This is a genomic window from Telluria sp. AIW5 (genome assembly GCF_056680575.1).
This window is the reverse complement of record NZ_CM155289.1, coordinates 347,012-370,585: the sequence shown is the minus strand read 5'-3', so window position 1 is coordinate 370,585 and position 23,574 is coordinate 347,012. Positions and strand designations below refer to the sequence as shown.

The 23,574-nt window shown below is 64.3% G+C and carries 19 protein-coding genes; 13 read left to right on the top strand and 6 right to left on the bottom strand.

Annotated elements, in window-relative coordinates; genetic code table 11:
• Positions 1 to 63: 63 nt before the first annotated feature.
• Positions 64 to 1,986: a protein-disulfide reductase DsbD gene (gene dsbD / locus AC1MEM_RS01610; RefSeq protein ID WP_499474948.1), complete on the top strand. Its 1,923-nt coding sequence runs from the start codon at positions 64 to 66 to the stop codon at positions 1,984 to 1,986.
• 141 nt (positions 1,987 to 2,127) lie between these two features.
• Here dsbD and AC1MEM_RS01605 read toward each other — a convergent pair whose 3' ends face one another.
• On the bottom strand, positions 2,128 to 2,658 hold the full coding sequence (locus AC1MEM_RS01605) for a Spy/CpxP family protein refolding chaperone (protein WP_499474947.1): 531 nt from the start codon (positions 2,656 to 2,658) through the stop codon (positions 2,128 to 2,130).
• A 201-nt stretch (positions 2,659 to 2,859) separates the two neighbouring features.
• Here AC1MEM_RS01605 and AC1MEM_RS01600 point away from each other — a divergent pair, with 201 nt between their 5' ends.
• From AC1MEM_RS01600 to AC1MEM_RS01580, 5 genes are all read left to right on the top strand, one after another.
• Positions 2,860 to 3,588, top strand: coding sequence for a response regulator (locus tag AC1MEM_RS01600; RefSeq protein WP_499474946.1), 729 nt, complete (start codon positions 2,860 to 2,862; stop codon positions 3,586 to 3,588).
• Positions 3,585 to 4,943, top strand: coding sequence for an ATP-binding protein (locus AC1MEM_RS01595; protein ID WP_499474945.1), 1,359 nt, complete (start codon positions 3,585 to 3,587; stop codon positions 4,941 to 4,943). The genes AC1MEM_RS01600 and AC1MEM_RS01595 overlap by 4 nt, the downstream gene beginning before the upstream one ends.
• 104 nt (positions 4,944 to 5,047) lie before the next feature.
• Entirely contained in the window at positions 5,048 to 6,253 is a 1,206-nt protein-coding gene (locus tag AC1MEM_RS01590) for an efflux RND transporter periplasmic adaptor subunit (RefSeq protein ID WP_499474944.1), read from the top strand.
• Entirely contained in the window at positions 6,250 to 9,408 is a 3,159-nt protein-coding gene (locus tag AC1MEM_RS01585; RefSeq protein ID WP_499474943.1) for an efflux RND transporter permease subunit, read from the top strand. The genes AC1MEM_RS01590 and AC1MEM_RS01585 overlap by 4 nt, the downstream gene beginning before the upstream one ends.
• A gap of 203 nt (positions 9,409 to 9,611) precedes the next feature.
• Entirely contained in the window at positions 9,612 to 10,454 is an 843-nt protein-coding gene (locus tag AC1MEM_RS01580; protein WP_499474942.1) for a hypothetical protein, read from the top strand.
• 146 nt (positions 10,455 to 10,600) lie between these two features.
• Here AC1MEM_RS01580 and hemB read toward each other — a convergent pair whose 3' ends face one another.
• Entirely contained in the window at positions 10,601 to 11,614 is a 1,014-nt protein-coding gene (gene hemB, locus AC1MEM_RS01575; protein ID WP_499474941.1) for a porphobilinogen synthase, read from the bottom strand.
• Between the two features lie 14 nt (positions 11,615 to 11,628).
• Positions 11,629 to 12,384 carry a ribosome biogenesis GTP-binding protein YihA/YsxC gene (gene yihA, locus AC1MEM_RS01570; RefSeq protein ID WP_499474940.1) on the bottom strand — a complete coding sequence of 252 codons (756 nt, stop codon included), beginning with the start codon at positions 12,382 to 12,384 and terminating at the stop codon, positions 11,629 to 11,631.
• 154 nt (positions 12,385 to 12,538) lie between these two features.
• Here yihA and AC1MEM_RS01565 point away from each other — a divergent pair, with 154 nt between their 5' ends.
• The 6 genes from AC1MEM_RS01565 to AC1MEM_RS01540 all read left to right on the top strand — a co-directional run bounded on the left by AC1MEM_RS01565 (position 12,539) and on the right by AC1MEM_RS01540 (position 18,925).
• Positions 12,539 to 13,213 (top strand): c-type cytochrome, encoded by a 675-nt coding sequence (locus AC1MEM_RS01565; RefSeq protein WP_499474939.1) that lies wholly within the window; start codon positions 12,539 to 12,541, stop codon positions 13,211 to 13,213.
• Between the two features lie 202 nt (positions 13,214 to 13,415).
• Complete coding sequence (locus tag AC1MEM_RS01560) at positions 13,416 to 15,506, top strand: cytochrome c biogenesis protein ResB (protein WP_499474938.1); 2,091 nt, start codon at positions 13,416 to 13,418, stop codon at positions 15,504 to 15,506.
• A 36-nt stretch (positions 15,507 to 15,542) separates the two neighbouring features.
• Positions 15,543 to 16,703: a c-type cytochrome biogenesis protein CcsB gene (ccsB, locus tag AC1MEM_RS01555; RefSeq protein ID WP_499474937.1), complete on the top strand. Its 1,161-nt coding sequence runs from the start codon at positions 15,543 to 15,545 to the stop codon at positions 16,701 to 16,703.
• 83 nt (positions 16,704 to 16,786) lie between these two features.
• On the top strand, positions 16,787 to 17,767 hold the full coding sequence (msrP, locus tag AC1MEM_RS01550; RefSeq protein WP_499474936.1) for a protein-methionine-sulfoxide reductase catalytic subunit MsrP: 981 nt from the start codon (positions 16,787 to 16,789) through the stop codon (positions 17,765 to 17,767).
• Positions 17,768 to 17,770: 3 nt separating this feature from the next.
• Complete coding sequence (gene msrQ / locus AC1MEM_RS01545; protein WP_499474935.1) at positions 17,771 to 18,394, top strand: protein-methionine-sulfoxide reductase heme-binding subunit MsrQ; 624 nt, start codon at positions 17,771 to 17,773, stop codon at positions 18,392 to 18,394.
• 129 nt (positions 18,395 to 18,523) lie between these two features.
• Positions 18,524 to 18,925, top strand: a complete 402-nt coding sequence (locus AC1MEM_RS01540) for an RcnB family protein (protein ID WP_499474934.1) — start codon at positions 18,524 to 18,526, stop codon at positions 18,923 to 18,925.
• 99 nt (positions 18,926 to 19,024) lie between these two features.
• On the opposite strand, the gene lysA is transcribed toward AC1MEM_RS01540, so the two are convergent.
• Together lysA and lptM are read right to left on the bottom strand one after the other, a co-directional pair.
• On the bottom strand, positions 19,025 to 20,302 hold the full coding sequence (gene lysA, locus AC1MEM_RS01535) for a diaminopimelate decarboxylase (protein ID WP_499474933.1): 1,278 nt from the start codon (positions 20,300 to 20,302) through the stop codon (positions 19,025 to 19,027).
• A 7-nt stretch (positions 20,303 to 20,309) separates the two neighbouring features.
• Positions 20,310 to 20,543 (bottom strand): LPS translocon maturation chaperone LptM, encoded by a 234-nt coding sequence (lptM, locus tag AC1MEM_RS01530; RefSeq protein ID WP_499474932.1) that lies wholly within the window; start codon positions 20,541 to 20,543, stop codon positions 20,310 to 20,312.
• A gap of 39 nt (positions 20,544 to 20,582) precedes the next feature.
• Here lptM and cyaY point away from each other — a divergent pair, with 39 nt between their 5' ends.
• Positions 20,583 to 20,912 carry an iron donor protein CyaY gene (gene cyaY / locus AC1MEM_RS01525; RefSeq protein WP_499474931.1) on the top strand — a complete coding sequence of 110 codons (330 nt, stop codon included), beginning with the start codon at positions 20,583 to 20,585 and terminating at the stop codon, positions 20,910 to 20,912.
• 123 nt (positions 20,913 to 21,035) lie between these two features.
• On the opposite strand, the gene AC1MEM_RS01520 is transcribed toward cyaY, so the two are convergent.
• A complete protein-coding gene (locus AC1MEM_RS01520) occupies positions 21,036 to 23,378 on the bottom strand; it encodes a penicillin-binding protein 1A (RefSeq protein WP_499474930.1) in 2,343 nt (780 codons plus the stop codon).
• Positions 23,379 to 23,574: the final 196 nt, after the last annotated feature.

Below are 23,574 nucleotides of genomic sequence, written 5' to 3'. Positions count from 1 at the left end.
ACATTCCCCCTCCGCACACGGCCGGTGTACCATTCTGCTGCGCCGTGTTCATCAAAGGAAGTCATGTTCATCACCCGTTTTCGTGAAGCGCCCATGCGCCTGCTGGCTGCGCTGACGCTGCTGTTCGTGTCCATCACGCTGTTCGCTGTACCGAGCCGCGCCCAGGATTTCCTCGACCCGGCGCAGGCTTTCAAGTTCTCCGCGCGCATGGACGGCGAACGTACCGCCGTCGTGACCTACACGATCGCCGACGGCTACTACATGTACCGCGAGCGTTTTAAATTTACGGCAAGCGGGGCGAAGCTGGGCGAGCCGCAGATCCCGCCGGGCAAGGTCAAGTACGACCAGACCTTCGAGAAAAACGTCGAGACCTATCACGGCACCGTGACGATCCGCATTCCCGTCGAGAGCGGCAGCGCATTCACGCTGGAGGCCACCAGCCAGGGCTGCGCCGACGCCGGCCTGTGCTATCCGCCGCAACAACACAGCGCGCCCCTGACGGCCGGCGGCGCGGTGTCCACGCCGCCGCTGCCGATCGGCGCGAGCGCGCAGCAGCCGCCTGCATCGATCGGACTGTCCTCCGCGCCGCTCAGCGAAGGGCCGGCTAACCCCGCCTCGTCCATTGCTCGAAGCAGCGACCCCGCAGCCAGCCCCGCAGCACCCGCCGCCTCAGGGGGCAATCAGGCGCCACCCGGCAATCCCGCGCCGCCGAACAGGGCCGCCGCTCCCTCCGAAATGGCCGGCATCGACGCCATCCTGCAAGGCGGCCGCCTGCTCGCCATCGTTCCCGCCTTCGCCCTGCTCGGCCTGGGTCTCGCGTTTACCCCTTGCGTGCTGCCGATGGTGCCGATCCTGTCGTCCATCGTCGTGGGCGAGGGCGGCAAGACAAAGCGCTCGCGCGGCCTGCTGCTGTCGGTGACCTATTCGCTCGGAATGGCGATCGTCTACACGGCGCTCGGCGTCGCCGCCGGCCTGGTCGGGGAAGGACTGGCCGCGGCCCTGCAGAATCCCTGGGTGCTGGGCGCGTTTGCCCTGTTGATCGTCGCGATGGCGATGTCGATGTTCGGCTTGTATGAGCTGCAGGTACCGGCGGCGATGCAAAGCAGGCTGGCAGGCGCGTCGAACCGCCAGGCGTCCGGCAAGCTGGCCGGCGTGTTCGTCATGGGCGCGATCTCCGCCCTGATCGTCGGCCCCTGCGTGGCCGCGCCGCTGGCCGGCGCCCTGGTCTACATCAGCCAGACGCGCGACGTGCTGGTCGGCGGCGCCGCGCTGTTCTCGATGGCGATCGGCATGAGCATCCCGCTGCTGCTGGTCGGCGTGTCGGCCGGCTCGCTGCTGCCGCGCGCGGGCGCCTGGATGGAAACCGTCAAACGTTTCTTCGGCGTGCTGATGCTGGGCATGGCGCTGTGGCTGGTGTCGCCGGTGCTGCCGCTGCTGCTGCAGATGCTGTCGTGGGCGGCCCTGCTGCTCGGCTATGGCGTGTATTTGCTGAGCCGGCGCGGGCACTGGGCGGCGATGGCCTGCGGCCTGGCATTCGGCATCCTCGGCGCGCTGCAGCTGGTCGGCGCAGCGACGGGCGGACGCGATCCGCTGGCCCCGCTGGCGCATCTGACTGGTACGCCGAAGCATGCGCTGGCTTTCCAGCGCGTCAAGACCGTCGCCGACCTCGATGCGGCGCTCGCCGCGAACAGCGGCAAGACGGCCATGCTCGACTTCTATGCCGACTGGTGCGTCTCGTGCAAGGAAATGGAAAAGCTGACCTTTGTCGACCCGGCCGTGCAGGCGAAACTGACGAATACGCTGCTGCTGCAAGTGGACGTGACCGCCAACGATGCCGCCGACAAGGCGATGCTGAAACGGTTTGGTTTGTTTGGGCCGCCGGGCATCATCTTCTTCGACGCCCAGGGCCGCGAGATCGGCGACAGCCGCGTCATCGGCTACCAGGATGCACGCAAATTCCTGGGATCGCTGTCGCGGCTGGAATGATGCGGGCGCACAGCGGGCGGCATATCGGCCCATCGGGGGCGAGCCGCATCAAGGCAAACCTGGCCCTTGGGTCCGCTCAATAGCGCCGCAAGACGAAAAAAAGGAGGCCGAAGCCTCCTTTTTCGTACTGCGTAAAACCGATCAGCTTTGCACGGCGGCGCCGCGCTCGCCGCCGTGGCGGCGGTGACCGCGATGCCTGCCGCCGAAGCGCATCGCTTTGCTATCCAGCACCTGTTTCTGTTCCGGCGTCAGCACGGCGTACAGGTTGTTCAGGGCGGCCAGGCGTGCCTCCATGCGGGCGGTGCGCTGCTTCTGGCGCTCGATGCGCTGCTGCAGGCGTTGGGGCGCGGACAGGGCGGCGAGCTTCGCGCGGTCGGCGCCGGCATGGACGTCCTGGCGCTGGGCCGGCTTGCCCGCTGCCAGGAAGGCGGCGAAGGCCGGTTCCTGCTGCGCCGTCAGCTTCAACTCGGCACGCAGTTTGGCGGCATGTTGCGCCTGGCGTTCGGCGCGCCTGGCCTGGTGCTCGGCTTTGAAGGCTGCACGCTGTTCGGCGCTGACGGCGTGGGCATGACGGCCTTGCGTTGGCTGCACGGCGGCGGTCTGGGCGACAGCGGCGCCGGCGATGCCGAAGGCGGCCAGGGCGATCAAGACATTTTTGCGAATCGTGTTCATTTCCAGGTCCTCTTGGGTGTGTGAGTCAGTCGGTTGTGTGCATCAACTTGTCTCTGCACGGGATCTATCATCGCGAATAAATGTAAGCCCAGCGTGTCCCCTGCCACACTCTTTGTATCAATATGTTTCCTTCGTTATTTCATATACATACGGATACAAACACGCTGTTCATGCCCGATAGAAGCAAGGATAATCGCAGCCATGGATAATCCCTCTACCATCCTCATCGTCGACGACGACCGCGACATCCGCCAGCTGCTGGCCGACTACCTCGAGTCGAACGGCTACCGCGCGCTGGCCGCCGCCGACGGCGTCGCGATGTGGAAGATCCTCGACGAGTCGCGCCCCGACCTGATCGTGCTCGACCTGAACCTGCCGGGCGACGACGGCCTGACGCTGTGCCGCAAGCTGCGCGCCACCTCCAGCCTGCCGGTGATCATGCTCACGGCGAGAAACGAGCCGCTCGACCGCATCCTCGGCCTCGAGATGGGCGCCGACGATTATTTACCGAAACCCTTCGAGCCGCGCGAACTGCTGGCGCGCATCCGCAGCGTGCTGCGCCGCTCGCATGCGATGCCGTCCAACGCCCCGGCCGAGAACGTCCAGCAGATGCGTTTTTCCGGCTGGACGCTCGACCTCACCGCACGCCACCTGCTCAATCCCGACGGCATGGTGATCATGCTCTCGGGCGCCGAATTCCGCCTGCTGCGCGTCTTCCTCGAGCACCCGAACCGCGTCCTGAACCGCGACCAGCTGCTGAACCTCACGCAAGGCCGCGACGCCGATCCGTTCGACCGCTCGATCGACATCCAGATCAGCCGCCTGCGCCAGAAGCTGGGCGAAGACGCGCGCATGCCGCAAATTATCAAGACCGTGCGTAACGGCGGCTACGTGCTGGCCGGCCAGGTAACCGTGGAGCCGACCACGTGAAAGCGTTCCTCGGCTCGATGACGGGCCGTGTCTTTGCAACCCTGCTCCTCGGTATTTTGATATCGGCCGCGCTGACCCAGTGGCTGGCCGACGTCGAGCGCCAGCGCGTGCTCGAGCGCGCGCGCGACCAGAACCTGATCGAACGTGCCGAGCAACTCATCATGGCAACCGAGATCGTGCCGACCTCGGCCCGGCGCGCCTATCTCGGCGTTGCCAACCGTCCCGGCCTGCTGCTCGAAACCGGCGCGCCGCACCCGTCCGCCACCCAGACGACGACCTTCGCGAAAACCCTGTCCGACCGCCTCGGCAAGGGCTACCAGATCGCTGCCGCGCTGACGCCGCCGGCGGCATGTGCCCATCCGCCGCGCATGCCGCTGCTGTACGGCCTGCTCAGCGCCGAATGGCGCGGCGCCTGTGAAAGCCTGAACGTGCGCCTGCGCGACGGCGAGCAATTGCACCTGGCGGTGCTGCCGCCGCGCTCGCTCGTCGCCGCCGAGACCGATTACCGCGCCGTGCTGGCGCTGTTTTTTGTCAGCATCGCCATCCTGGCTTACCTGGTCGCGCGCATGACGACCCGTCCGTTGAAGCAGCTGGCGCAGGCCGCGCAGGACCTCGGCAACGACATCAACCGCGCGCCGCTCGACCTCACGGGGGCGAGCGAAATCCGCCAGGCCAGCGCCGCCTTCAATGCGATGCAGGCGCGCATCCGCCAGTACATCTTCCAGCGCACGCAAATGCTGGCCGCGATCACCCACGACCTGCAGACGCCGCTCACGCGCATGCGCCTGCGCCTGGAAAAAGTGTCGGACAGCGAACTGCAGGAGCGCCTGATCGGCGACCTGTCGGCGATGCAGGCGATGGTGCGCGAAGGACTCGACCTGGCGCGCAGCATGGACACCACCGAAAGCATGCAGTGTATCGACCTCGATTCGCTGCTCGACTCCGTCTGCGACGATGCCGCCGACGCCAGCCAGGCCGTCACGCTGTCCGGCCGCTCGGGCATGGCGCTGCTGGGCCGTCCGCTCGACCTGCGCCGCTGCTTGGGCAACCTGATCGACAACGCGGTGAAATACGGCCAGCAGGCGCAAGTGACGGCCGACCGCGTGAACGGCGCGGCGCGCATCCGCGTGCGCGACGCCGGACCCGGCATTCCGCAGGCAGAACAAACCCGTGTGTTCGACCCGTTTTATCGCGTCGAAACTTCGCGCTCGCGCGAATCGGGCGGTACGGGATTGGGCCTGACGATCGCCCGCAACATCGCCGAACAGCACGGCGGCAGCATCGCGCTGGCGAACCATCCCGACGGCGGCCTGGAAGTGACGTTAATGCTGCCGGAGTACTATCCCGGAAAATAAGCGCCTCACTCTGGCGCTGTCACATGCAGCTGTCATACTGATTAATCCACCTCATCGCACCTATTGACTGATAAAGCCGCCGACACGCGCGGTAAGGGACCTGAATGAAAAAGAACACTCTCGCACTGATCGCCATCCTCGTGGCCGCTGGGGCAGGCGGCGCCTGGTACATGAACCGGGGCGCCCATGCCGAAGCGGAAAGCGCACGTGGCGGCGCGGGCGGCAAGGGCGGGGCCCAGCCGCCGACCACCGTCAACGTGATCACGCCGCAGCGCCAGGATGTCGGTGTCGACGTGGCCGCGAACGGCACCGTCACGCCGCAGCGCACCGTCGACCTGCGTCCGCAAACGACGAGCACGATCCGGGAAGTCCACATCAAGGAAGGCCAGTTCGTGAAAGCGGGCCAGCTGATGTTCTCGCTGGACGACCGCAGCGACCGCGCCAGCGTGGCCCAGGCCGAAGCGGACGTGGCGCGCGGCCGCGCGACCCTCGCCGACCTCGAGCGCCAGTACAAGCGCAGCCAGGACCTGGTTGCCCAGAAATTCCTGGCGCAGAGCGCCGTCGACACCCTGAAAAGCCAGGTCGAAGGCGCCCGCGCCGCCCTGGCCGCCAGCAGCGCCGCCGTGCGCGCCCGCCAGGTCAACGCCAGCTACACCAGCATCCGCGCGCCGATGGCCGGCCGCGTCGGCGCCATCAACGTCTATCCGGGCAGCCTGGTCCAGCCGGCCACCTCGCTCACCACCGTCACCCAGCTCGACCCGATCGACGTCGCCTTCACGCTGCCGGAAGCGAACCTCGGCTCGCTGCTGGCCGCCCAGAAGCAGGGTAAAGTGACCGTGGAAGCAAGCACCGGCGGCGATGCCAAGCCAGTCAGCGGCGAACTCAGTTTTGTCGACAACACGGTTGACCCGACCAGCGGCACCATCCGCGTGAAAGCGCAGTTCGGCAACAGCGACGGCCTGCTGTGGCCGGGGCAATACGTGAACACGCGCGTGACGGTGCGCACGATCAAGGACGCCGTGGTGATTCCGCAAAATGCGATTATCATCAACGCCCAGGGCACCTTCGTCTACGTCATGGAGAAGGATGGCACCGCGCGCCAGGTGCCGATTGCACGCCAGTATGCGTTCGGCCTGAATGCCGCCGTGACCGGTCTCGCCGGCAACGAGCAGGTGATTACCGAAGGCAAGCAGAACCTGCGCCCGGGCGGGAAAGTCCGGTCGGCCGGCGCCCCGGTGGCAGGCGCGAAGCCGCAAGGCACGCAAGGTTCGCAAGGTGTGTCCCAAGCGGGAAAGGATAAAGCGGCATGAATTTGTCCGAACTGTGTATCCGCCGTCCGGTCATGGCCGTGCTGTTGTCGATCAGCCTGGTGCTGGTCGGCGTGCTGGCCTACATGCACATCCCGGTGGCGGCGCTTCCGAGCTATAACACGCCGGTCATCAACGTCAACGCCAACCTGCCGGGCGCGAGCCCGGAGACGATGGCCTCGTCGGTCGCGCTGCCGCTCGAGAAGCAGTTCTCGACGATCGCCGGCATCAAGCTCATCACTTCGACCAGCACCCAGGGCAACACCTCGCTGACGCTGGAATTCGACACCAAAATCGATGTCGACAAGGCCGCCGTCGACGTCCAGGCGGCGCTGCTGGGCGCCCAGCGCCAGCTGCCGCTGGAAATGACGGACTTGCCGTCCTACCGCAAGGTCAATCCGGCCGACGCCCCGATCCTGTTCGCGCACATGACCTCGCCCTCGATGAGCCTGGCAGAACTGAACGACTACGCCGAGAACATGATCTCGCCGGCGATCTCGACCCTGCCGGGCATCGCCCAGGTCAGCGTCAACGGCCAGAAGCGTTTCGCCGTGCGCGTGCGCGCCAAGTCCGACCTGATGAACGCGCGCAATATCTCGATGGACGAACTGGCGACCGCACTGCGCGCCGCCAACTCGAATGCGCCGCTGGGCGTGCTCGACGGTCCGGCGCAAACGCTCACCATCCAGGGCGGCGCCCAGCTGATGAAGGCGGCCGATTTCGCCAAATTGATCATCGCCACCCGCGACGGCATGCCGGTACGCCTGCAGGACGTGGCGCAAGTCGAGGATAGCTACCAGTCCGTCAAGGCGGCCGGCAGCCTGAACGGCGAGCGCTCGATCGTGCTGATGGTGCAGCGCCAGCCGAACGCGAACACCGTGCAGGTGGTCGACGCGGTGCGCGCCCTGCTGCCGAAATTCGAACAGCAATTGCCGGCCTCGATCAAGATCAGCCTGGTCAACGACCGCTCGGTCTCGATCCGCGAAGCAATCCACGACGTCAACATCACGCTGGCCGGCACCATCGTGCTGGTCATCCTGGTCATCTTCCTGTTCCTGCACCGCCTGACCGCCACCCTGATTCCCGCCGTCACCGTGCCGATCTCGCTGCTGGGTGCGTTGTCGCTGCTGTATGCCTTCGGCTACAGCCTCGACAATATTTCATTGCTGGGCATTACGCTGGCTGTCGGCCTGGTGGTCGACGATGCGATCGTGGTGCTGGAAAACATCGTGCGCCACATGGAACTGGGTAAAAAGCCTTTCCACGCGGCCCTCGTCGGTTCGCGCGAGATGGGTTTTACGATTATCTCGATCTCGATTTCGCTGGTCGCCGTGTTTATTCCGATCTTCTTCATGCCGGGCGTGATCGGCCTGCTGTTCCGCGAATTCGCGGTGATGGTGGGTCTTGCCGTGCTGGTCTCGGCGGCCGTATCGCTGACCCTGGTGCCGATGCTGTGCTCGCGCCTGCTGAAGGGCGGCGGCCACGTCGAGCCGCATGAAATGTCCTGGGTCGGCCGCCGCTTCGAGGCGATGTTTACGAGCGTGCGCGACGGCTATGCCCGCACCCTCGACATCGCGCTGCGCCACCGCTTCGTGGTCCTGATGCTGGCGCTGGGCACCCTGGTGCTGACGATCTTCCTGTACTCGACCATGCCAAAAGGCTTCTTCCCCGAAGAAGACCTGGGCCAGCTGCGCGTGACCGTCGAAACGGCCGAAGACACCTCGTCGGCACGCCTGCTGGAACTGCAGAACAAGGTCGTCGACGTGATGCGCGCGAATAAGAGCGTGGAGAGCGTGACCTCGTTCACCGGCGGCGGCAACAGCGGCCGCATGTTCCTGGTGCTGGTGCCGCGCAGCAAGCGCCCGGCCATCGCGGAAGTGCAGGACGAACTGCGCAAGGCGACGCGCAACATCGCCGGTATTCAGGTGTACATGGCGCCGGTGCAGAACCTGCAGCTGGGCGGACGCCCGAGCAAGAGCCGCTACCAGTACTCGCTGCAAAGCGTGTCCGGCGGCGAAATCGGCGGGTGGGCCGACCAGTTCCTCGAGCGCATGCGCGCCGACCCGAAATTCCGCGACGTCACCAGCGACTCGCAGAACCGCGGCCTGCAAGCGACCCTCGACATCGACCGCGACAAGGCGGCGCTGCTCGGCGTGCAGATGGCCGACGTGCGCACCGTGCTGTACGCCACGTTCGGCGAGCGCCAGGTCTCGACCATCTATTCGAGCGCGGCCAGCTATTACGTGATCCTGGAAGCGGCCGCAGCCGACCGCTATTACGACGATGCCTTGTCGAAGGTGTCGGTACGCGCAAAATCGGGCCAGCTGGTAAAACTGTCGAGCTTTGCGAGCGTGCGCCGCACGGTCGGCCCGATCGCGATCAACCACCAGGGGCAGTTGCAGGCGATCACGCTGGCCTTCAACCTGGCGCCGGGCGTACCGCTGGGCGACGCCACCGCGGCGATCGAACAGATGGGCCGCGACATGAAGCTGCCGGCGTCCGTCATCACGCAGTATGGCGGCGACGCGGCCGTGTTCCAGGACACGCAGTCGAGCCAGCTGATCCTCATCATCACCGCGATCGGCGTCATCTACGTGCTGCTCGGCTGCCTGTACGAGAGCTATATCCACCCGCTGACGATTCTGGCCGGCCTGCCGTCGGCGGCGGTCGGGGCCTTGCTCACGCTGTGGATCTTCAACAAGGACCTGACCCTGATCGCGATGATCGGCATCCTGATGCTGATCGGTATCGTGAAAAAGAACGCGATCATGATGATCGACTTCGCCCTCGACGCCCAGCGCAATGCCGGCATGACGCCGGGCGAAGCGATTCGCGAAGCGTGTATCCTGCGTTTCCGTCCGATCCTGATGACGACGCTGGCCGCGATGATGGGCGCGCTGCCGATCGCGCTGGGCATCGGCGCCGGCGCCGAACTGCGCCAGCCGCTGGGCCTGGCCGTGGTAGGCGGCCTGATCTTCTCGCAGGTGATCACGCTCTACATCACGCCCGTCATCTACCTCTACCTCGACAAGTACAGCGGCACCGGCCCGATGACCGACGACGATGTGGCGGCGGCGGAAGCCGAAGCGCAAGCCGACCCCGACGCCGGCCATGGCCAGCTCGAGCCGGTCAAATTCCCCCAAGCGCGGATCGGCTGAAACATCCTGTAACAACCATCAGGATGAGTGGCCTGTAAGCTGTGTGCAAAAGGCGGCCGTGCGAAGGAGACCCAAACCGGGTAGACTTCGCACTCGGCCGGATTTCGCTCACCGGTTTCCCAGGAAAGTGCTATTTGAACTTGCGTGACCATTCCCATATTTACGCGGAGCACAGCGATGTTTGCGAACATTGCGGGCAGCCCATGCCGGGCCAGGGCGTGCCGCAATATGGCGACCGGCGCACGAATCGCCTGGGTCTCGCCATCACGATCCTGCTGCACTTGCTGCTGGTCGCGCTGTATTTTTATCAGCCAAAAAAGCTGGAAAAGAAAGCCCGCCCGCCCGACGGCAGCGAAGTCGTGTATGTAGCGCCGCTGTCGAACCCGGCCAAGCCGCCGCCGCAAAAATCGACGGTGCGCACGCCCACCAAACCATCGAAGACCACGCCGCGCCCGACGACGCCGCGCGTCGTACGCCTGCCCAATACCATCACCTTGCCGGACGAAAAACCGGTCGAGGTGGCCAAGGTCGAGCCGCCGCCGGAGCCGAAGCGCGAAGAGATTCCGCCGGACATGGACATGACGGAATACATCGCCAAGCGCCGCCAGGCCAGAGGCGCCACCGACCCGAGCACTTCGACCGAAGAAAGCGAAGCCGCGCGCGGCAGCCGCACGGCGCTGGCGAACATCGCCGCGATCAACAAGCGCGGGCGCGACGACGCCAATGAGAGTGGCGGCGTGTTCTCGATCTCGAACAAAACCTTCCACAGCATGGACCTGAAGTTCCGCGGCTGGAACCCCAGCTTCAAGCGCCGCTGGCTGACCTCGGCCACGGTGGAGCAGGGCAGCGAACCGGACATCGAGACGGCGGTCGTCAAGAAAATGATCGAGCTGATCCGCCGCGAAAAGACCGGCGACTTCGAATGGGATTCGCACCGCCTGGGCAAAGTCATCACGATGAGCGCGCGGGTGAAGGATACGGCGGAATTGCAGGCTTTCCTGATGAAGGAAATGTTCCCGGAATACAAGCCGCCAGCGAACCGCTAGCTCTATTTGATGACGTGGCCGCCGCGTAACGTAGGGTGGGCGTGCCCACGCGTTCGCACACGCCGCACAGGGTCAGCGTTGATCCCGGACCAACGCACATAAAAAACCGTGCCTCGGCACGGTTTTTTTATGGGGCAACGACAACCTTACCCGCCCGCCTTCAGCTTCCTCGCCACATCCAGCGCAAAATACGTCAGCACGCCATCTGCGCCCGCGCGTTTGAAGGCCATCATCGATTCCATCATGACCTTGTCATGATCGAGCCAGCCGTTCAGCGCGGCCGCCTTCAGCATCGCGTATTCGCCGCTGACCTGGTAAGCAAAAGTCGGCACCTTGAATTCGTCCTTCACGCGGCGCACCACGTCGAGGTAGGGCATGCCCGGCTTGACCATCACCATGTCGGCGCCCTCGGCGAGATCGAGCGCCACTTCGCGCAGGGCCTCGTCGATATTCGCCGGATCCATCTGGTAGGTATTCTTGTCGGCCTTGCCGAGGTTGGCGGCAGAGCCGACGGCGTCGCGGAAGGGGCCGTAGAAGGCCGACGCATATTTCGCCGAATAGGCCATCAGGCGGGTGTGGATGAAGCCTTTTTCTTCCAACGCATTGCGGATCACGCCCATGCGTCCGTCCATCATGTCCGATGGCGCGACGATATCGACACCGGCCTCGGCCTGGGCGAGCGCCTGGCGGGTCAGCATGGCGATCGTTTTTTCGTTGACGATGTAGCCGGTCTCGTCCGGCAGGCCGTCCTGGCCATGGGTGGTGTACGGGTCGAGTGCGACGTCGGTCAGGATGCCCAGCTGCGGAAACTGTTGCTTGAGCCTTCTGACCGCGCGCGGCACCAGGCCGTCGGGGTTGGTCGCTTCCACGCCGTCATAGGTTTTCAGCGAGGCATCGATCACCGGGAACAGCGCCAGCACGGGAATCCCGAGTGCCACGCATTCCTCGGCCACGCCCATCAACAGGTCGACCGACACGCGTTCCACGCCCGGCATCGAGGCCACCTGCTGGCGCTGGTTCTCGCCGTCGAGGATGAAGACCGGATAGATCAGGTCGGATGCGGTGACGGTGTTTTCGCGCATCAGGGCACGCGAGAACGGATCGCGGCGCATGCGGCGCATGCGGGTGGCGGGGTACTGGCCGGTAATGATGGAACTCATCGTGGTCGCTTTCTTCAGGATTGGTCGGGGTCCGTGCCTGCGCCGGTGCCGGCATCGTTGTCGCCTGCTGCGTCTGCTGCGTCTGCTTCTTCCGCTTCTTCCGGCTCGATATCCAGGCCCACCAGCTGCTGGATCTTGGCGTCCGCTTCTTCGATGCCGATGCGTTTCAGGGCCGAGAACAGCTGCACGGTGAACGGGAAACCCTGGCCCTCTTCGTCGACATAGCTCTCGAGCACGCCTTTCGCTTCGCGCAACGCGTTGGTCTGCTCGTTGCGGTTGAGCTTATCGGCCTTGGTGAGGATGCAGTGGATCGGCTTGCCGGTCGGGGCGAACCATTCGAGCATCTGCGTGTCGAGGTCGGTGAACGGGCGGCGCGAATCCATGATCAGCACCAGGGCCGCGAGCTGTTCGCGCCGCTGGACATAATCGCCCAGCAGCTTCTGCCAGTGCAGCTTGGCATTGCCCGACACTTCCGCATAGCCATAGCCCGGCAAGTCGACCAGCAGGGCGCGGATTTCGTCGACGATGGTCGGGTCCTTGCGGTGCTGGGCGACGTGGGCGCCGCCGATCGAGAAATAGTTGATGTGCTGGGTGCGGCCAGGGGTCTTGGACGCGAACGCGAGACCCTTCTGGTTGGTCAGGATATTAATCGCGGTCGACTTGCCCGCGTTGGAACGGCCGGCAAAGGCGATCTCGGGCACCACGGTGTTGGGGAGATCGCGCAGTTGATTGACGGTCGTGAAGAAGCGGGCTTGCCAGAGTTTGGACATGGGGAAGAGGTGAAAAAGGCAATGAAATGAAGCAATGGGGAAACAAAGCTATTGTACAATAAGGGGTTATTAATTGTATGGGCTGCCCCTGTCAAGGGCGCCGGTCAGGCCGTTGTAATTACAAATCTGTTGTCGACTTTTTCAGGGTGCTCGAATGAATCGTGTGTCTGTACCGTCCGCTAACGCGGTGTTCGTGAAATCGTTGTTGGTTGCAACCCTGGCTCTCAGCAATGTCGCTGGCGCAGCCGAAGCGCAGCGCCCCGCCAAACCCGACGCCGCCAAAGGCGCCACCCTGTACGAAAGCGGCGACACCGCACGCGGCTTGCCGGCCTGCCTGTCCTGCCATGGCGCCAACGGCAACTCGACCATCGCAGCGAACCCGAAGCTGTCGAACCAGATCGAAGCCTACACCCACAAGCAGCTGGTCGACTTCACGACGCCGCAGCGCGTGAATCCGATCATGACCACCTACGCCAAGATGCTCACCGACGAGGAAAAGCGCAACGTCGCCGCCTACCTCGGCGTGCAGAAAGCCAAGCAGGGCGCCGCGAAGAACAAGGACACGATCGAACTGGGCCGCAAGATCTACCGCGGCGGCATTGCGGACAAGGGCGTTGCCGCCTGCGCCAGCTGCCATGGCGCCGCCGGCGCCGGCATCCCGGTGCAGTATCCGCGCCTGGCCGGCCAGCAGCAGGATTACACGGTGGCCCAGCTGACCGCTTTCCGTCAGGGCGGACGCACCAACAGCCCCCAAATGACGACGCTGGCGCAGCGCCTGTCGGACGCCGAAATGAAGGCAGTAGCCGACTACATCGCCGGCCTGCGTTGAGCGCCCGATACAGCCCTCATGGCTGCGTTGCATTCGTCTCGCCGTACTAGCGTACTGTCTTCGACGATGCGCCTTGCCCTGAGGGCTGTATCAGGCGCTCTTTGTATGACGACGTAACGAAAAAAGGGCGGCAGCGCGAGCTGGCGCCCTTTTTGCTGCACACTAGCTGGAAACCATGCTGCACGAGGAAGTTGGTAGAACCATGAGCACCACCGGAATTGAAATCAGGACGCGCCGCTCCTGGCTGGCCGAGACCGTCGAGCTGGTGTCGTCGATGCGCTTTGCGATCAGCCTGCTGGTGCTGCTGGCGATCGCCGCCATCATCGGCACCGTGCTGCGCCAGGGCGACATCATGCCGAACTATATCAACCAGTTCGGACCGTTCTGGTATGAGGTGTTCCGCAAATTCGGCCTCTACACCGTCTACACCAACTGGTGGTTCCTGCTGATCCTGCTGGTGCTGATCGTCTCGACCAGCCTGTGCCTGATCCGCAATGCGCCGAAGATGATGCGCGACATGCGCAGCTGGCGCGAGTCGGTGCGCGAAGACTCGCTGCGCAATTTCCACCACAAGGCCGAATGGACGGCGCCGCTCGGCGCCCGCGCGCTGGCCGAGCAAAGTGCGCTGCGCCTCGGCCACGCCGGCTACAAAGTGAAAATCGTCGAGAAGGAACACGGCACCCTGGTCGCGGCAAAGAAGGGCGCCGGCAACAAGTTCGGCTATATCTTCGCGCACACGGCCATCATCGTGATCCTGCTGGGCGGCATGCTCGATTCCGAACTGCCTATCCGCTTGCAGCAGTGGTTCCTCGGTAAGACCCCGTACACCGGCGGCGGCCTGATCGCCGACGTGCCGGCCCAGCACCGCCTCAGTGTCTCGAACCCGACCTATCGGGGCAACATCCTCCTCGCCGAAGGGCAGACGGGGCGCGTCGCCAGCATCGCGCAGGCGACCGGCTCGCTGCTGCAGGAACTGCCTTTTGATCTCGAGCTGAAAAAATTCCACATCGAGTTCTACTCGACCGGCATGCCGAAACTGTTCGCCAGCGACGTCGTCGTCCACGACCGCGAAGCGAACAAAACCTTCCCGGCGACGATCAAGGTGAACGCGCCGCTGATCTACAAGGGTGTCGCTGTCTACCAGTCGAGCTTCGAGGATGGCGGCAGCCGCCTGAAACTGACCGGCTTCCCGATGGCGGGCGCCGACGCGCGGGCCTTCCCGATCGCCGGCGAAGTCAATGGCGCCACCGAACTCAAAGCGGCCGGCACCACCTATTCCGTCGAATGGTCGGGCTTCCGTCCGTTCAACGTCGAAAATACCTCCGGCAATGACGTGCGGGCTGTCGCGAAAGGGCAAACGCTCAACGAACAGTTCGCCGCGACCCTGGACAAGGCCTCGGGCTCGGCCGGCAAGCATGCCGGCAGCAAGGACCTGAAAAACGTCGGCCCCAGCGTGCAATACAAGCTGCGCGACCAGACCGGCCAGGCGAAGGAATTCCTGAACTACATGCAGCCGGTCACGCTCGAAGGTTCCCAGGTCTACCTGGCCGGCGTGCGCTCCAGCCCGTCGGAGGCTTTCCGTTTCCTGCGCATCCCGGCCGACGACGCCTACAGCGTGCGCGAATGGATGCGCCTGCGCGCGGCGCTGGCCGACCCGGCCTTGCGTGCCGAGGCCGCGCGCCGCTATGCCGCGCGCACGATGGCGCAGGGGCAGAAGGGCGGCGCCGAGTTTGCCGGCCAGCTGCGCGAGTCGGCCGAGCGCACGCTCGGCATGTTCGCCGGCGAGGGCACGCCGGGCGGGTTTGTCGCGGTGGCCCAGTTCCTGGAAAAGATCCCGGCAGCCGAGCAGGAAAAAGCGGCCGCCGTCTTCATCAAGATGCTCAACGGAGTATTGTGGGAACTGTGGCAGGCTGCGCGCGCACGCGACGGCGCGCCTCCGATCGAAGGCAACGATACCCATGCGCGCTTCCTGCAGCTGGCGACGAACGCTTTATCGGACAGCTTCTTTTACGGCGCCCCGGTCTACCTGCAGCTCGACGAGTTCCATGAAGTGAAGGCCTCGGTGCTGCAGGTGACCCGTTCGCCGGGCAAGAAGATCGTCTATCTGGGTTGCGTGCTGCTGATTGCGGGCATTTTTGCCATGTTTTATATTCGCGAGCGGCGTTTGTGGATCTGGGTCCGCGGGAACGATCATGGCGCGCACGCCCTGATGGCGATGAGTACCCAGCGCAAAACAATGGATTTCGAAAAAGAGTTCGATGAGCTGGCAGCCAAGCTGCCGCAATCGGCGTAAGCTGGCAGCGTTGCCGAACCCGGCACAGGAGACGACATGGAAGCATCCCGACACAATCCCGGCGTGGCCTACAAGGAAGCGCCCGGCTATTTCCGCAGCCTGGGCACGGTCGACTGGCTGTTCGGCGCCGGCCTGCTGGCCGCCGTGCTGTTCGCCTTGAACCGTTACGCCGGCTACATGGACGGCTACGAGCGCGCGATCCTGCTGCTGGCCGCGCCGACCTTTGCCGCCCTCGGCTGGCACTGGAAGCCGGTGCGCTGGCTGATTCCGCTGATCGCCTTGCTGTCGCTGTGGGCGGTGTCGCTGTACGGCGGCGCGCTCGCCAGCGCCGACCAGAAATTCTTCCTCAAATACATGCTGTCGAGCCAGTCGGCCATCCTGTGGATGAGCGCGATGTTCGCGTTCTCGACCCTGTTCTACTGGATCGGCTTGCTGGCCCGTTCGCCGTTCGGCGCGGCGATCGGCTCGCGCCTGTGCTGGGCGGCGGTGGTGCTCGGTTTCACGGGCATGATGGTGCGCTGGTACGAAAGTTACCTGATCGGCGCCGACGTCGGCCACATCCCGGTATCGAACCTGTACGAGGTCTTCATCCTGTTCGCGATGATCACGGCGCTGTTTTACCTGTATTACGAGGAACGCTACGCCACGCGCCAGCTCGGCGCTTTTGTCCTGCTGGTGATCGGCGCGGCCGTGGGCTTTTTGCTGTGGTACACGGTCTCGCGCGACGCCGCCGCCATTCAACCGCTGGTGCCGGCGCTGCAAAGCTGGTGGATGAAGATCCACGTGCCGGCCAACTTCATTGGCTACGGCACCTTCTCGCTGGCGGCGATGGTGGGCACCGCCTATCTGCTGAAATCGCACGGCATCCTGGCCGACCGCCTGCCTGCGCTGGAAGTGCTCGACGACGTCATGTACAAGTCGATTTCCGTCGGCTTCGCCTTCTTCACGGTCGCCACCATTCTCGGCGCGCTGTGGGCGGCCGAGGCCTGGGGCGGCTACTGGTCGTGGGACCCGAAAGAGACCTGGGCGCTGATCGTCTGGCTCAATTACGCAGCCTGGCTGCACATGCGCTTGATGTCCGGACTGCGCGGACGCGTGGCGGCCTGGTGGGCCGTGGTGGGCCTGCTGGTGACGACCTTCGCCTTCCTTGGGGTCAACATGTTCCTGTCGGGTCTGCATTCCTACGGAGAGTTGTAACTCAGTTGTAACATCGCGCAACGCGGCATGTGAATTTGACGAAATCGTGTAAGGTAAGGGATCAATTGCCTGCGGAGTAAGCGATGCTCATCAAATCCAACCGCGACGGCGCGAATCCGCCGTTATCGTCCGAAATCACGCCGCGCGAGGTGTACGAGGAGCGGCGCAAATTCATCGCCCGCATGGCGGTCGGCGCCGTCGCCGGCAGTGCGCTGTGGGAGATGGCGAATCGCGAAGCCTTCGCCCAGGCATCCGCAGGGCAGAAGCTGGCGGCGAAAGCCAATCCCGCCTTCTCGACGACCGAGCCGCGTACCGCCTTCAAGGACGTCTCCAGCTACAACAATTACTACGAGTTCGGCCTGGACAAGGGCGATCCGGCCGAGAACGCGCACACGCTGCGCCCGCGGCCCTGGACCGTGTCGATCGAGGGCGAAATCAAAAAGCCGATGCGCCTCGACATCGACAGCCTGACCAAACTGGCGCCGCTGGAAGAGCGCGTCTACCGGCTGCGCTGCGTCGAAGGCTGGTCGATGGTGATTCCATGGGTCGGCTATTCGCTGTCGAACCTGATCAAGCATGTCGAGCCGAACGGCAACGCGAAATATGTCGAATTCACGACCCTGGCCGACCCGAAGCAGATGCCGGGCTTGCGCAGCGGCGTGCTCGACTGGCCCTACGTGGAAGGCCTGCGCATGGACGAGGCCATGCACCCGCTGGCGCTGCTCACCGTCGGCATGTATGGGCAGGTGCTGCCGAACCAGAACGGCGCGCCGGTGCGCGTCGTCGTGCCCTGGAAATACGGTTTCAAGTCGGCCAAGTCGATCGTGCGCATTCGTTTTACGCGCGACCAGCCGAAGACGGCCTGGAACGTCTCTGCGCCCTCCGAATACGGCTTTTACTCGAACGTGAACCCGAAGGTCGACCATCCGCGCTGGTCGCAGGCGAGCGAACGTCGGATTGGCGAAGACGGCTTCTTCAAGAAAAAGCGCGAGACGCTCATGTTCAATGGCTATCCGGAAGTGGCCTCGCTGTACGCCGGCATGGACCTGAAAAAATTTTTTTGAACGATGGCGGCTACTCCCAATTCAAAACAGATCTCGCTCATCAAGGCGGCGGTGTTCGTGGCCGCGCTGCTGCCCTTCCTGCGCGGAGCCTGGCTGGTGTTCAAAGGCGACCTGGTCGAGCCGCTCGAATTCATCACCCACCAGACCGGCGACTGGGCACTGTACATGCTGTGCCTGACGCTGGCGGTGACGCCGGTGCGGCGCTTGTCGGGCTGGAACTGGCTGCTGAAATTGCGGCGCATGCTCGGCCTGTTCACCTTTTTCTACGCGCTGCTGCACTTCATCGCCTTCTTCTGGTTCGATCATTTCTTCGACATCGCGGCGATGCTGCGCGATGTGGCGAAACGTCCCTTCATCCTGGTCGGTTTTACCGCCTTCGTGCTGCTGATCCCACTGGCGGCGACCAGCACGAATGCAATGATTCGCCGCCTGGGCGGCAAGCGCTGGCAATGGCTGCACCGCCTGATCTACCTGATCGCGCCGCTTGCGGTGCTGCACTTCTGGTGGATGAAGGCGGCCAAGAACAACCTGGCACAGCCGACGCTGTTCCTGGTGATCGTGGCGCTGCTGCTGGGGATGCGGATCTACTGGAGCCGGGTCAAAACGCGGGCAACGCTGCGCGCCTGAACCCGGAGTGTATTTACTGGTTGAAACATCTGGTAGCGTTCCTTACGGCTTCGCCTCACCTGTTCGGTCCGATTCGCGATGTAATGGCTCCATTGACGCAGTCCCAGCGTTACATCGAAAGGAACGACAATGAACACCAAACTGATCGCATCCGCACTCATCGCCCTGAGCGTCGCCGCCAGCGGCAGCGCTTTTGCCCAAGGCGGTGACCATGGCAATGATCGTTACGAGCATAACGACCGGAACTTCCAGGCCCATCAGCGGGACAATGACCGCAACGACCGCAACGATCACTACGACGCCCGCCAGTATCACCGCGACGACGTCCGCGGCGGCGGCCCCCGCCACGACATGCGCCGTGGCCAGCGCCTGAGCAAGGAGTACCGCAGCACCCGCTACGTCGTCAGCGACTGGCGCGCCCGCCACTTGAGCGCGCCGCCGCGGGGCCATCACTGGGTCCGCGCCGGCAACGACTACGTGCTGGCCGCCATCGCTACCGGCGTCATTGCCCAGGTCTTGCTGAGCAATTAAGCTCCGCCCATAAAAAAACCGCGCCCTCGTCAACGGCGCGGTTTTTTTTCGTCCTCAAGCGGCGACGGCGCGCCAAGGCGGCGCGCCAAGGCGGCGCGCCTATTTCAGCATCGATTCCAGCGCAAACAAGTCCGCCGGATTTTCGCGCTGGCGAATCACGTGCATTGCGTCGCCATCGACCATGATCTCGGCCGCGCGGCCGCGCGTGTTGTAGTTCGAGGCCATCGTCATGCCATAGGCGCCGGCGCTCATCATCGCCAGCAGGTCGCCCGGCTGCACCGATAATTCGCGTTCGCGCGCCAGCCAGTCGCCCGATTCGCAGATCGGGCCGACGATGTCGTACACCGCCTTGTCGCCTTCGCGCTGGGTCACCGGCTTCATGTCCATCCAGGCGCCGTACAGGGTCGGGCGCATCATGTCGTTCATGGCGGCGTCGATGATGCAGAAGTTCTTTTCCACGCCCGGCTTCAGGAATTCGACGGAGGTGAGCAGCACGCCGGTGCTGGCCACGATCGAGCGGCCCGGCTCGAAGATCACCTTCACGGCGCGCCCGTCGTGGCGCTCGGCGCGCCAGGCATCGATGCGCGCGAACAGGCGGGCGAGATAGTCGCCGACCGGCACCGGCGGCTTCTCGCCGGCCGCGCCATAGTCGACGCCAACGCCGCCGCCGATGTCGAGGTGGTGGATGTGGATGCCTTCGCCGTCCAGCGTGTCGATCAGTTCGATCAGTTTGTCGAGTGCTTCCAGCAGCGGCGCGTCGTCCAGCAGTTGCGAACCGATGTGGCAGTCGATGCCGACCACGTCCAGGTTGGGCAGCGCGGCGGCTGCGCGGTAAGTGTCGAGCGCGTCATCGAAGGCGACGCCGAACTTGTTGGCTTTCAGGCCGGTCGCGATATACGGGTGGGTCTTGGCGTCGACGTTCGGGTTCACGCGCAGCGAGACCGGAGCGCGCTTGCCCATGCTGGCGGCGACATCGTTCAGGCGGTGCAGTTCCGGAATCGACTCGACATTGAAGCACAGGATGCCCTTCTCCAGGGCCAGGCGCATTTCGCCCTCGGTCTTGCCCACGCCCGAGAAGATCACCTTGCCCGGATCTCCGCCGGCCGCGATCACGCGCAGCAGTTCGCCGCCCGAGACGATGTCGAAGCCGGCGCCTTCGCGCGCCAGCAGGTCGAGGATGGCCAGGTTCGAATTGGCCTTCATCGCATAGCAGACCAGCGCGTCGCGGCCCTTGCAGGCGTCGGCGTAGGCCGCGAAGTTCTGCAGCAGCGCCGCTTTCGAGTAGACGTAAGTTGGCGTCCCGAACTCTTCGGCAACGCGGGACAAAGGGGTGCGCTCGGCGTGCAGGACGCCATCTTGGTACGTGAAGTGCGACATGAATCTCTTATTTGACGGGGACGGGGGCGGGGACAGGCGTCGGGACCTGGACCTGGACCGGCGCCGGTGCGGCTTCCGAGGCAGGCGCGACGATCGGTGTCACGGGTTTGACTGGCGCTGCTGCAGGCCTGGCGGGTGGTTTCGGCATGTACAGCGGACCGGTCTGGCCGCAGCCGGCGAGGGCCAGGGTAAGGGCCAGGGCAGGCGCGGCAACAAGGGGAAGCGCGGTAGGTGACTTCACGATTAGAATCACGGTTTGATTAAGACCTTGGAGTGTAGCATGACCGAATCCGAATTTTTGGACCTGGCCGATTCGACGCTGAACCGCATCGAAACCTGTTTCGACAAGCTGAACGACCAGGACGTGGTCGACGTCGAGTGCAAGCGCAACGGCAACGTGCTCGAGATCGAGTTCATCGACAACGGCACGAAGATCATCGTCAACAGCCAGGCGCCGCTGCAGGAAATGTGGCTGGCGGCGCGTTCAGGCGGTTTTCATTACAAGCGCGTCGGCGACGAGTGGCGCAATACGCGCGACGATTCGGAGTTCTTCGCGGCGCTGTCGGATGTGGCCACGCAGCAGGGCGGGGCGCCGGTCAAGGTGGGGTAAGGCCGTTATTGAATGTTCGAACGGCGGGCGTTGGACGCGTGGGCATGCCCACGCGTACCGGCATAAAAATCGTGAAAGAATATTTCATGGACGAGCGTCCGACGAAATATTCTTTCAATCTACTTAAAACAACTCATTCCTCACCGCGTCCTGCGCCTTCTGCTGCGCCGGCGCCGGCGTCGTTCCCACATCCAGCGACTGCACGCCCGTCCCCGGCGGGTTCTCGGCATAGTAGTACTCGCCATTGGCCATGATCAGGCCCGGCGGCACCGCACGCTCTTCGACCGGCACGCCCTTGAGCGCCGTCTGCATGTAGCCGATCCAGATCGGCAACGCGAGGCCGCCGCCGGTTTCCCGGTTGCCCAGGTTCTTGGGCTGGTCATAACCCATCCAGGCAATCCCCACCACCTTCGGCTGGTAGCCGGCGAACCAGGCGTCGATCGAGTCGTTGGTGGTGCCGGTCTTGCCGCCGATGTCGGGGCGCTTGAGCGCCGCCTGCGCCTTGGCCGCGGTGCCGTAACGCGCCACGTCCTTGAGCATGCTGTCCATGAGGAAGGCGTTGCGGGCGTCGATCACGCGCGTCGCTTCGTTGCCGGCACGCTCAGGACGCGCTTCCGATAACACCTTGCCGGCGCTGTCGGTCACCTTCGAAATCAGGTAAGGGCTGATGCGGTAGCCGCCGTTGGCGAACACCGCGTAGGCGCCGGCCATCTGCAGCGGCGTGGTCGCGCCGGCGCCCAGCGCCAGCGTCAAATACGGCGGGTTCTTTTCCGGGTCGAAGCCGAAGCGGGTCGCGTATTCCTGGCCGTAGCGCGCGCCGATGCGGTTCAGGATGCGGATCGAAATCATGTTCTTCGATTTCGTCAGGCCGCGCCGCATCGTCATCGGGCCTTCATACTTGGCGTCGTAGTTCTTCGGCTCCCAGGCCTGGCCGCCGGTCTGGCCGGCGTCGAAGGAAATCGGCGCGTCGTTGATCAGGGTCGATGGCGACAGGCCGCGTTCGAGCGAAGCGGAATAGATGAATGGCTTGAACGAGGAACCCGGCTGGCGCCAGGCTTGCGTCACGTGGTTGAATTTATTCCGGTTGTAGTCGAAACCACCGACCAGCGCGCGGATCGCGCCGTCGTCCGTGTTGGCCGCAACAAAGGCCGACTCCACTTCCGGCATCTGCGTGATCTTCCAGTCGGCGCCGCCCTCCTGCGTCACGCGAATCAGTGCGCCGCGGCGGATGCGGCGATTCGGCGCCGCTTTCGTCGACAGCCAGCTCGATGCGAACGACAGGCCGGGACCGGTCATCTTGATCTCGTCGCCCGAGGCCAGCACAGCGGTAACGGAAGAAGGCGAGGCTTGCAGCACGACGGCGGCGACGATGTCGTCGCTGTCCGGCTTTTCGGCCAGCTCCGCTTCGATGGCCTCGTCGGCTTCGGTCTTGTCGTTCGGGATGTCGATATACGATTCGGGGCCGCGGTAGGGGTGGCGGCGCTCGTAATCCATCACGCCGCGGCGCAGGGCGAGGTAAGCGGCATCCTGGTCGGCTTTCGTGATCGTGGTGAACACGTTCAGGCCGCGCGTATAGGTGTCTTCTTTAAATTGTTCATACACCAGCTGGCGCGCCATCTCGGCCACGTATTCGGCGTGCACCCCAAAGGCCGTGCTGTCCGTCTTGACCTTGAGTTCTTCGTTCTTCGCGGTCTCGAACTGGGCGTCCGTGATGTAGCCGAGCGAATGCATGCGCTGCAGGATGTACTGCTGGCGCGTGCGGGCGCGGGTTGGATTCACGACCGGATTGTAGGCAGACGGCGCTTTCGGCAGGCCGGCCAGCATGGCCGCTTCCGCCACGCTGATGTCGCGCAGGTTCTTGCCGAAATAGATCTGGGCCGCCGACTGGAAGCCGAAGGCGCGCTGGCCCAGGTAGATCTGGTTCATGTAGACCTCGAGGATCTGGTCCTTGCTCAGGTTCTTTTCGATCTTCCAGGCCAGCAGCGCCTCGTAGGCCTTGCGTTTCAGGGTCTGCTCGGAAGACAGGAAGAAGTTGCGCGCGACCTGCTGCGTGATGGTCGAGGCGCCCTGGCGCGCGCCGGCGCCGGTGGCGTTGTGCAGGGCCGCGCGCAGCACGCCCATGTAGTCGACGCCGCCGTGCTGGTAGAAACGATCGTCCTCGATCGAGAGCACGGCCTTTTTCATCACGTCCGGGATGTCCTTGAAGCGCACCAGGGTGCGGCGCTCCTCGCCGAACTCGCCGATGAGGACGTTATCGGCGGTAAAAATCCGCAGCGGCATCTTCGGGCGGTAGTCGGTGATGGTGTCGAGGGCCGGCAGGTTCGGGTAGGCCATCGCCAGCGCGAATACCACGACCAGCACGCCGACCAGGGCGAGCCCGGCGAGCGCGGCAAAGGCCATCAGGACCAGGCGCTTGGGGCTGTATTTGTTCGGTGCGGGCTTATTCGTCGTTTGGGAAGATTTCATGCTGACTCACTATGTTGATCCGCCTCATTATAAGGCACCCCTTTCTGCGGTGGCGCAAGCTCAGCCGAAGGGGTGGTAACTGCGGCATTTGTGGCCTGCATGACAAGGGGTATTACCAAGGGAATATCAGAGTGTGGCGTCCCCGCCGGATTGTAATGTTCCAGTGTAGAAATATCTTGTCGGGGCGCATTATTGT

Bases quoted from the DNA above. Each gene is read 5' to 3' on its own strand.
- AC1MEM_RS01590 (WP_499474944.1), top strand. From the start codon at position 5,048: ATGAAAAAGAACACTCTCGCACTGATCGCCATCCTCGTGGCCGCTGGG.
- AC1MEM_RS01605 (WP_499474947.1), bottom strand. From the start codon at position 2,658: ATGAACACGATTCGCAAAAATGTCTTGATCGCCCTGGCCGCCTTCGGC.
- msrP (WP_499474936.1), top strand. From the start codon at position 16,787: ATGCTCATCAAATCCAACCGCGACGGCGCGAATCCGCCGTTATCGTCC.
- cyaY (WP_499474931.1), top strand. From the start codon at position 20,583: ATGACCGAATCCGAATTTTTGGACCTGGCCGATTCGACGCTGAACCGC.
- AC1MEM_RS01560 (WP_499474938.1), top strand. From the start codon at position 13,416: ATGAGCACCACCGGAATTGAAATCAGGACGCGCCGCTCCTGGCTGGCC.
- AC1MEM_RS01520 (WP_499474930.1), bottom strand. From the start codon at position 23,378: ATGAAATCTTCCCAAACGACGAATAAGCCCGCACCGAACAAATACAGC.
- AC1MEM_RS01580 (WP_499474942.1), top strand. From the start codon at position 9,612: ATGCCGGGCCAGGGCGTGCCGCAATATGGCGACCGGCGCACGAATCGC.
- AC1MEM_RS01585 (WP_499474943.1), top strand. From the start codon at position 6,250: ATGAATTTGTCCGAACTGTGTATCCGCCGTCCGGTCATGGCCGTGCTG.
- AC1MEM_RS01565 (WP_499474939.1), top strand. From the start codon at position 12,539: ATGAATCGTGTGTCTGTACCGTCCGCTAACGCGGTGTTCGTGAAATCG.
- AC1MEM_RS01600 (WP_499474946.1), top strand. From the start codon at position 2,860: ATGGATAATCCCTCTACCATCCTCATCGTCGACGACGACCGCGACATC.
- lysA (WP_499474933.1), bottom strand. From the start codon at position 20,302: ATGTCGCACTTCACGTACCAAGATGGCGTCCTGCACGCCGAGCGCACC.
- yihA (WP_499474940.1), bottom strand. From the start codon at position 12,384: ATGTCCAAACTCTGGCAAGCCCGCTTCTTCACGACCGTCAATCAACTG.
- msrQ (WP_499474935.1), top strand. From the start codon at position 17,771: ATGGCGGCTACTCCCAATTCAAAACAGATCTCGCTCATCAAGGCGGCG.
- ccsB (WP_499474937.1), top strand. From the start codon at position 15,543: ATGGAAGCATCCCGACACAATCCCGGCGTGGCCTACAAGGAAGCGCCC.
- AC1MEM_RS01540 (WP_499474934.1), top strand. From the start codon at position 18,524: ATGAACACCAAACTGATCGCATCCGCACTCATCGCCCTGAGCGTCGCC.
- dsbD (WP_499474948.1), top strand. From the start codon at position 64: ATGTTCATCACCCGTTTTCGTGAAGCGCCCATGCGCCTGCTGGCTGCG.
- hemB (WP_499474941.1), bottom strand. From the start codon at position 11,614: ATGAGTTCCATCATTACCGGCCAGTACCCCGCCACCCGCATGCGCCGC.